The sequence below is a fragment of the Paenibacillus sp. GCM10027627 genome, assembly GCF_042675505.1.
GTDB lineage: Bacteria > Bacillota > Bacilli > Paenibacillales > Paenibacillaceae > Pristimantibacillus.
In genome coordinates, this window is the sequence record NZ_JBHTHB010000013.1 from 1 (window position 1) to 8,171 (window position 8,171).

The window sequence follows — 8,171 nt, forward strand, 5'->3', positions numbered from 1 at the left end:
GCGCAACCGACCGTACCAAGCAGACTCCATTGCCAGAGGGTATTGAGGTCATCACCGAGGACAAAAAAATCGTATTGGAGTTTTTGCCGGATGCGGTTGGCAACGGCAATGTGTCCAAAACAAACTCCGAGCTTATTTTTGACATTACGCAAGGCGTAGTGTAAGGGGGCGGACCCTTTGAATTACAACACAAATACGCGGGAGACGATCAGCTTTAGGGCCACGGTCGCTCCCGGCGCCACAATCATCTTACAAGAGCGTGTCAAAGCTCCAGGGACAGTAGAGACAGTCAACGTGCGCTTTTACCGAGGGCAGCAGCTTGCACTTAGGGTCAACCCCTACATTGAGCATAAGGGCCGACGCACCGAAAATGTCATCACCTATGCAGAGACCACACGCAAGTGGCTGTCTGGAGACGACGACTATTTTAATTACGACGTCGTGTTTACCGTCGACTATGACGATTATGTCAAGGTTTGGGCATATAACACCGATCCAGCCAACGCCTATGACGTTGTCGTGGACATTACCATCGACTATTTTGGTGGCACTAATCGGGTGGTGGGCTAATGGGCAAACCACAATTTAGCACCGAGCTGGCGGATTTTAACCAAGCCCAAATCAACGCAATCGAGGCAGCCGTCGATCAAGTAGACCTAGCGGTCGCGCAAGTGGGGCAGGCACTGACAGACCTAAAAAACACAGACGTTGCACAGCTTGCAACACTGATTGATGAGGTCGGCTTTAGCCCGCCCTACTACACGATACAGACAGGCGCGCATCAAAGCTTGTCCACTCTCACCGTTAATGGTGCTGGCACGTTGGTGCTGATACACAATAACGGATCTGAGGGCTTTGCGTCTTTGCAAATCGATAACGGGCCTATCACCAGTTTTTTTATGCGCGGCGCATCGGTCATAACGCTGCCATTACGTTTTAAGACAAACCTAAAATTAACGGCAGCCGGAGCAACTATCGGTAATGGCCTTGGGGCCATATACACATTGGATTAAGGGGGATTTACCATGAGTTTTGTTATTGAGGGCGACACCGTCCTATCGGTGTCGGAGATTAAAACGAGGACGCAAACGGTCACAGTCATGGCCTACCATGACATGGTATACAACAGCAAATTGACAACGGACAAAGCCAAAATCGCACCAAATAACACGGAGTTTGCAACAGTCACAGCGAGGATTTTTAGCTGGGACGGCAATTTTAGGGTAGGCGATAATCGCCCCGTCATTTTTATGATTAACGGGATTAAAATGCAGCCCGTCAATGCAGTCAATGGCATTGCATCGATACAGGTGCGAGCTAGCAGCCTTGAGCAAATTGTCGTCAAAACGGCAAACGCCGAGCTACGTAATGGCGATGTTGTAATCAATGGCTAAAGGAGGTCTACTATTATGCCGACGACAGACGAGATTAAGGCGCAAATGGCTGCAAACTCTCTTGCGTGGCATCAAGCAGCCACGCAAACAGAGCGTGATCGGCTGAAGGCGGAAAACCAAAGGCTAGGCGGTCAAATTGGCGGCACATATACATCCAGCACGGGTGTGTGGTCGTTTGACAACTCGCCAAAGCAGACCATCGCCTATACCGGGGTGGCTGCAATGGCTGCTAAAACGGCGGTCGGTGCATCCGTTGGCGGCGACACGGCCCGAGCCAAGCGGGAAGCGGAGCGTAACAAATTTACAGGTTGGGACAATGATCCGGCAGTCCGCAGTTTACAGGAGGTATCGTGGGCGATCTACGTCGACACGGGCCGATGGGACACAGCCGAACAAAAAGAGCTTCATAAGCAGGCCGAAAAAATCCGGCAGTACAATAACCCGATGTATGAGGGTTTGCCGTGGGGTCCCGGCGATTGGCTGGACGCCGAAAAAATAACGCCGCGGGATACAACGCCGGATGCCAATGGCCTCGAAGCCAAGATGGGGTCATATCTCAAGGCCAGCTTAGGGGCTATCGCTGTCATTTTTGCGATCTCCTTGTTTAGGAGGTAGCGCGACTATGGGATTTTGGGAAAACGTAGGTAACACCATATCCAGCGCCGTCGAAAACCTTATGGGCGGGATCGTGGATACAGTGGATACGGTCACAGACATACCCAAGCAATTTAATCCGACCAACCCCAAAAACAGCAAGCTAGAGCCAACCATTTACAACGAGTGGATGGGTTTGACGCTTAAGCAATGGCAAGCTGGTCCCGTCGAAAAGCTGACGGAGCGACTTAAGCAAGTGTACTTTAAGGGCACACTCAATATTGTGATGTACAACGCAATTATTGCTCGTCGTAACCAGCTTTACAAGGACGCCAAGCTACCACCACCAGACTCGACTTTGCCCATCGATTACAACAAGTCAATGGGCGAGGCGCTGAAAGAGGCAGGGCAAAATATTGGGACAGGCACCAAAAACGTAATCGATGCGGCAGCCGGCACAGCAGCCAAGGGAGCCGGCGCCGTGGTTGGCGGCGCGATGAATATCAATCTTAATTTTGTTGTGCTGGGCATCATGGCGCTATTTGGCATCAAGATGATCACGCGCATCATGCGATAGGGGGAGGACAAATGGATAATACGGTTGGGGGACTGGTTGGCAAGGCCACAGGATGGATCGATAAAATCTTTGAGTTTTTTGGGCTCTATACGTCCAAATATAGCAAATACCTTGTGTATGCGCTCATGATTTGGGTCGCATCGAAAATGCTCAAAGTCAATCTCAAGCTGGACACGGGTAAGGGCAAATGATCGAGGTCTTAGCTTTTTTAATCATTGTGTTTTTGGTGTATGGGGTAGTCGGATTTTTGATTGGCTCTTTGATTGCAAAAAAAATGAACCAAGGAGGTAGATGATCAATGGAATTTGATTTAACGCAAATGGTTGGGGTGATCGGTGTGCCGGGAGCGCTCTGCTTTGTACTCATCCAACAAATCAATAAAATGCGAGACACGATCGATAACAACACAAAAGCGCTTGTGGCGCTTGCTACGATCGTAAAAGGGGGTCATCCGGATGGCGGTCAATAGTGCATACGCGCAACGCATGCAGTCATATGCGGCTCGTGCAGCGGCAGCCGTTGATATGCCTGTCGAGGTAGTTTTGGCGCAATGGGCGTTAGAGTCTGGCAATGGTACAAGCGGTCACGCAAAAAACCACAACAACCACGGGGGCATCAAGTACAGCAAACACAGTAAGACGGCGCTCCAGCGCTCTGACAGCCAATTTGCAGGATATCGCAATCTTGACGACTTTGTGACGGATTATATTCGGGTAATCAACTTAGGCTACTATGACAAGGTGCGTGAGGCGACGACGATTGAGGGCACAGTCAAAGCACTGGGAGAGTCGCCGTATGATGCTGGGGGCTATCTGCTCAACGGTGTTAAGGGCGGCAAGCTCTTTAACCTTATGGGCCTTACGTTTGGGGGCAAGACCCCCGAAAAAAAGCCGACAACGCCACCAGCGGCGGTGTGTCCAGCCTGCCAACGGTCAGTTTGTCCAACGTGCCGCAAGGCGCTCTAATTGGGGGAGCAATAGCCATCGTGCTGGCGCTTATAATCGCAAAATGATGGGTAATGAGGGGAGGACGATTGAGCCCTACCCCTTTTCCCTTTTCGACAAAAAAAATGTCTAAACTGATGCAGACGGATAAAAGTTTGGGTAGGAGCCCCGTCTTTGCCCTTATAGGGGCGACGGCGTGAAGCAGGACACAAAATGATGCGTGTCGCTGATGGCAAATAGTGGTATGATTTCGTCGGGAGGGAGGATTATGCTCTATAAAAAAAAGAAAAAGAAGAAACCTACTAGAGCACAGTTGGAAGCTCTTAGAAAAGGTAGGGAATTAAGACATGAGCAATATCGAAGAAAAAAGCAGGATAACGATAAAAAAGAGTAATACATAGAGCAAATTAGGACTTTTGCTATAAAATCAATTAAATTAGAGGAAAAACAAAAGAAAATCAGCTAAATAAGACAATTGTGGACTATCATTTTGTGAAGTATGATAGAAACACATGGTAAAACCCCCAGCACGCCAATGCTAGGGGTTTAGTAGTGAACTATGTGCGGCACGCATCATAGATCGTATAACAGCTCAATATGATCTTAACGGATGCAAATTACTATATCAAGTCCGCACATATGTTCGCTTTTTTGCGACCAGTGTGTGGACTTTTTGTTTTTGGAGGAGGGACGACTCTATTTTTTTATTCTATTAAACTTAACTAGATTGTACCATCACATCTCACCGCAGGTTTTTTTTGATAGGGAGAGCGCGGTTTTTGCGCTACGACCTGATCATCAAAAAATGAGATGGGGTGGCTGCCCTTAGGAAAGGAGCTGAAACAAGTGTCGAGTGAGGAAGATAAGCAGCACTATGCGAGCAAGGTTTTGTATTACAAACGTCTTGAAAACAATCGTTGGATGTCTGATGATTTTCGAAGACAATTGCGTAAGGGACGCCGCGCTGATCGCGCTCTTGATGACGAAATAACAAAAGGCGCGAAATCGGGAAGCCGTATTAAAGTCATTGTTTGTGGGCCTGTTGTTGAAAAATATGAATATACCGTCCCAGTACAAACAGGCAAAAAAACGATTATTTTTGATCCAGAAACTGGCGAGGTGCTTAATGGAGGAAGGACAAAGCAAGTAGAACTAAACCCGGAAACTGGCGAGATTGTAAAAATTGATCGCAAGCCTGAAGCGAAACGAACAAATGCTAGAAGGTCAAAAATGAATTTACGGCGCTTGGTACTTGCAAATTTTAGTAATATGGATAAGTTTGTGACTCTTACATTTCGGGACGGGACAGTGCAGGATGTAACTAACGTCTTAGAGTGTAACAAAGAATTTGACAAATTTTTAAAACGATTACGGCGTGAGTATGGAGATTTTAAGTACTGTCGTGTCGTGGAATTTCAAGACGCAAATAATCGTGGGGCGATACATTATCATTGCATTTTGACATTGCCGTATGTGCCATACGAAAAATTGGGTCACTTATGGAGAAATGGTTTTGTTGGAATTAATGCAATCGATAAAGTAGATAATGTCGGGGCCTACATACAAAAGTACATGACGAAGGATTTTAACGATGATCGTTTGGCGGGGAAGAAGGCTTTTTCAACATCTCAAAACCTAGACAAACCTATCATTTTGCATGGTAGAGAAGCTTATCAATTAGCTGAAAAATACCTTGAAGACAAAGAAAAAGTGTTCGCCAACAGCTACGATAGCGAACACCACGGTTTAATTTCCTACAGCGAGTATAACATGAACAGGGGTGAGTCCGATAGAACTTTATAAGATTTTGATAATTTTGTTTTTTGCTCCAGCATTTTACTATGGGTGGAAATGGACTTGGAGATTAGTAGCGACAGCAGCAGCGGCTAAACTTGGCATCAAGTTGGTAGAAGAGGCTAAAAAATCATTTAAAGACATGCTTAAACAGGAGGACAAGCCATGCACCAATGCAAGCACGGATGCGGCTACACAAACGGTCACCGCGGCGCGATGAATCTCCATGAACAGATACACTGTCAACATTTAAGATCGACGCCAACGCAGCCTAGACCAGTCAAAAGGGTTGCGGCGGGCGGCGGTGGGGCAGTGGCTGCTGTTAAAGATAAGCCAGCAGTAAAGGCGACACGTTACTGTGATTGTGATGGGGCCGGATCATGGGAGTTTTTAAGCAGCGGCGATCCGTCACATGTGCGGGCGCTGGCGGCGGGATACAAAAAAGTATGCACTGAGTGCGGAGAGGTGGTTTAAAGTATGGCAAACATTGAGGATTATATTGAAAAAGAGGATTCCGAAGGGTTGGATTTGATAGAGCAAGCAGCGCCAGCGGAGCAGCAGCCTACAGGCAGCGGGTTTGACTGGGGCATCCTTAAAGCCCAAACAGGTCCGGGGCAGATCGAAGAATATAAGACTCACGCTCTTAACTTTAATGGCTCAAACGCCGTGGCCCGTATCTTGCGAGGGTTGACCGGGATGATCGGCGAGCTTAACTATGCCATTGCAGATATCTTGCTAGGCGTGTTGGAGCTACTAAAGGACAATCGCAAAAAGCCTGTTGTAATGGCGTCGCATGAGTAATATTGATTTTGGCAAGGATGACCATACCACTGTCGTAGGCCGTACAAGGTCAGGCAAGACGACGGGGGTACTGTACAGCTTGCAACGGCAGCCACGCGGGGTGTTGTTTTTTAACACCCAGCAGATCAAATTCCCGGCTGGCTGGACGCGGGCCAGCCTTAAATCAGATTTTGAGGCCATGATAGACGGCCTCATAGGAGGAGAAAAGATTGTCTACATCCCATCGCGAGAGTACAGGCAGCAAGAGCTTAAAATACTCGTTGGTCTATTGTACAAGGCTGCACAACGGTATGATGGCGATTTGGATATTTATTTGGTGGTAGATGAGGTACATCTTTTTGCTAAGGCTGCGCTCAGGGCATGCGTAGAGGTTGCTACAACTGGGATACGCTGGGGCCTTAAGGCAATTTGGATATCACAGCGTCCAGCCAAGATCGACAACACGCTTATGACGCAGTCCACGCGCTTTGTAATCTACGGACTCTCCCATATGGAGGGCAATTATCTCAAAAACTATCAAATGCCGTCTGAGACCATTTTTGAGGCTCTGAGGACAGGCGGGCAGTACGCCTATGTCGTCTATGATGGCTATGATTTGTCCAAGCCCCAAAAGGTCGCCATGTAGGCGGCTTTTTATTTTGCACGTATTTTTTATTTTGGGTGACAAAAATCAAATTCCGGAGTATGATTTTAGTAACCCAAAATACTACCTGAAGGTGATGAAATGTACAACAGTTATTATTTCCGTAAAAAGTCAGGCGGAGTACGTGAGAGAGCAGGACGACCAAAAATCGGTACAACAAGGCAAATAAAGCTAACCTTAACAGACGAAACATGGCAATGGATTGAGGATGCAGTAGCAAACAAACATGCAGACAACAGATCAGAATTTTTGCGAAACATAATTGAGCATGCAAAAAACTAAAGAGATGAGATGATTGTTGTATGACAAATAAAACGGTGCTGTTGAACACGCTTGAAGAGTTGTACATCGAAAGACTGGCGTCAGAAGATCAAGCTTTACAACTTGAAATAGCAAAGGAATACGATAAAGCATCTTATCATGATGCGCGAGCGAGAGGGATAAGATGGGCAATTTTTATCGTTTGCGTTAATCATGGGTTGTCGAGTGAGGAAATTTATAAAAAAAACAACAGGACAGAAACTAAAAGAGATGAATATATAGAAAAGCTACTAAAAGGCGAAGCGCTGAATCCTTAGGGATTTGGCGCTTTTTTTTGTCTAAATGAGCTATTAAAAGCTGACTAAAAGAGTCTTTTAGCCTAGCGGCTAAATGTGGCTAAATATCAACGCTATTAACCGTTGACGGCTCTTTTAGTCCTGCTGCTAGAGTTGGCCTTGCAAGTCAAACAATTGTTGAGAGGAGCAAAGTAAATGGCTAAGTTAACAGAGTTTGTAACGCCAATGGGCCAACGCGGCAATCTATTGTCGCCGTCGTCTTGGCTGCAAATGATTTTGGGGGTCATTGTCTTTTTGATCGCGTTTGCGATCGGACAAAACCTTAAGGACAAGGCGGCTAGTAAGCTGCCGATCGACACAACGATTGATCCAATCATCAGACCAGTGCCAGCAGCAGTCAGCGCCGGACCGTCAAAGCAAGTATTTTAAAATCATAGCCGCATAGGGCGGCAGGAGGGGTAAAAGAATGCCAGAGTTGTTTAGAAGTGCGTTTACCAAGGCCGACTTGATCGGCGCGGCAACAGTACCAATTGTACTGGGCCAATACAACAAAATCGGTGAGTACAAGGTGCAAGCTGGAGAGACAATCACAATCGGATATGGTTTGCTAAGTGGCATGGACAATGCAATTGGGCGCATTTATGCCATTATCAAGGACTCCAACGTGGGCGGCGTTGAGCTTAAAGGCAAATTGCGCCTGTCGATTTACAGCCCACAGGATCGTCCACTCAAGATCATGCATGAGTGGCGGACAGAGGCGCTCAACACAAGCGCAACCGACCGTACCAAGCAGACTCCATTGCCAGAGGGTATTGAGGTCATCACCGAGGACAAAAAAATCGTATTGGAGTTTTTGCCGGATGCGGT

General features: G+C 47.1%; 16 protein-coding genes. All 16 read left to right on the forward strand.

Features of this window, described 5'->3' with window-relative positions; genetic code table 11:
• Positions 1-177: 177 nt before the first annotated feature.
• Complete coding sequence (locus ACFQZE_RS24260; RefSeq protein WP_379362031.1) at positions 178-570, forward strand: hypothetical protein; 393 nt, start codon at positions 178-180, stop codon at positions 568-570.
• Positions 570-1,013, forward strand: a complete 444-nt coding sequence (locus ACFQZE_RS24265; RefSeq protein WP_379362033.1) for a hypothetical protein — start codon at positions 570-572, stop codon at positions 1,011-1,013. The genes ACFQZE_RS24260 and ACFQZE_RS24265 overlap by 1 nt, the downstream gene beginning before the upstream one ends.
• 12 nt (positions 1,014-1,025) lie before the next feature.
• On the forward strand, positions 1,026-1,394 hold the full coding sequence (locus tag ACFQZE_RS24270; RefSeq protein WP_379362035.1) for a hypothetical protein: 369 nt from the start codon (positions 1,026-1,028) through the stop codon (positions 1,392-1,394).
• Between the two features lie 15 nt (positions 1,395-1,409).
• Positions 1,410-2,009, forward strand: a complete 600-nt coding sequence (locus ACFQZE_RS24275; RefSeq protein ID WP_379362037.1) for a hypothetical protein — start codon at positions 1,410-1,412, stop codon at positions 2,007-2,009.
• Between the two features lie 7 nt (positions 2,010-2,016).
• Entirely contained in the window at positions 2,017-2,565 is a 549-nt protein-coding gene (locus tag ACFQZE_RS24280) for a hypothetical protein (protein ID WP_379362039.1), read from the forward strand.
• An 11-nt stretch (positions 2,566-2,576) separates the two neighbouring features.
• A complete protein-coding gene (locus ACFQZE_RS24285; protein ID WP_379362041.1) occupies positions 2,577-2,756 on the forward strand; it encodes a hypothetical protein in 180 nt (59 codons plus the stop codon).
• Between the two features lie 107 nt (positions 2,757-2,863).
• The gene (locus ACFQZE_RS24290; RefSeq protein ID WP_379362043.1) at positions 2,864-3,034 is read left to right on the forward strand and encodes a hypothetical protein; all 171 of its coding nucleotides are present in this window, start codon (positions 2,864-2,866) and stop codon (positions 3,032-3,034) included.
• Positions 3,021-3,530 carry a glucosaminidase domain-containing protein gene (locus ACFQZE_RS24295; RefSeq protein WP_379362045.1) on the forward strand — a complete coding sequence of 170 codons (510 nt, stop codon included), beginning with the start codon at positions 3,021-3,023 and terminating at the stop codon, positions 3,528-3,530. Before ACFQZE_RS24290 ends, ACFQZE_RS24295 begins: the two co-directional genes overlap by 14 nt.
• A 247-nt stretch (positions 3,531-3,777) precedes the next feature.
• Positions 3,778-3,903: a hypothetical protein gene (locus tag ACFQZE_RS24300; protein ID WP_379362047.1), complete on the forward strand. Its 126-nt coding sequence runs from the start codon at positions 3,778-3,780 to the stop codon at positions 3,901-3,903.
• 452 nt (positions 3,904-4,355) lie between these two features.
• A complete protein-coding gene (locus tag ACFQZE_RS24305) occupies positions 4,356-5,312 on the forward strand; it encodes a rolling circle replication-associated protein (RefSeq protein ID WP_379362049.1) in 957 nt (318 codons plus the stop codon).
• Between the two features lie 468 nt (positions 5,313-5,780).
• On the forward strand, positions 5,781-6,104 hold the full coding sequence (locus ACFQZE_RS24310) for a hypothetical protein (RefSeq protein ID WP_379362051.1): 324 nt from the start codon (positions 5,781-5,783) through the stop codon (positions 6,102-6,104).
• On the forward strand, positions 6,097-6,729 hold the full coding sequence (locus ACFQZE_RS24315) for a P-loop NTPase family protein (RefSeq protein ID WP_379362053.1): 633 nt from the start codon (positions 6,097-6,099) through the stop codon (positions 6,727-6,729). The genes ACFQZE_RS24310 and ACFQZE_RS24315 overlap by 8 nt, the downstream gene beginning before the upstream one ends.
• A 99-nt stretch (positions 6,730-6,828) precedes the next feature.
• Complete coding sequence (locus tag ACFQZE_RS24320; protein WP_379362055.1) at positions 6,829-7,029, forward strand: hypothetical protein; 201 nt, start codon at positions 6,829-6,831, stop codon at positions 7,027-7,029.
• Between the two features lie 20 nt (positions 7,030-7,049).
• Entirely contained in the window at positions 7,050-7,325 is a 276-nt protein-coding gene (locus ACFQZE_RS24325; protein ID WP_379362057.1) for a hypothetical protein, read from the forward strand.
• 174 nt (positions 7,326-7,499) lie between these two features.
• Positions 7,500-7,733 carry a hypothetical protein gene (locus ACFQZE_RS24330; protein WP_379362059.1) on the forward strand — a complete coding sequence of 78 codons (234 nt, stop codon included), beginning with the start codon at positions 7,500-7,502 and terminating at the stop codon, positions 7,731-7,733.
• A gap of 37 nt (positions 7,734-7,770) precedes the next feature.
• Positions 7,771-8,171, forward strand: a 401-nt coding sequence (locus tag ACFQZE_RS24335) for a hypothetical protein (protein WP_379362061.1), incomplete at its 3' end; no start/stop codon positions are given.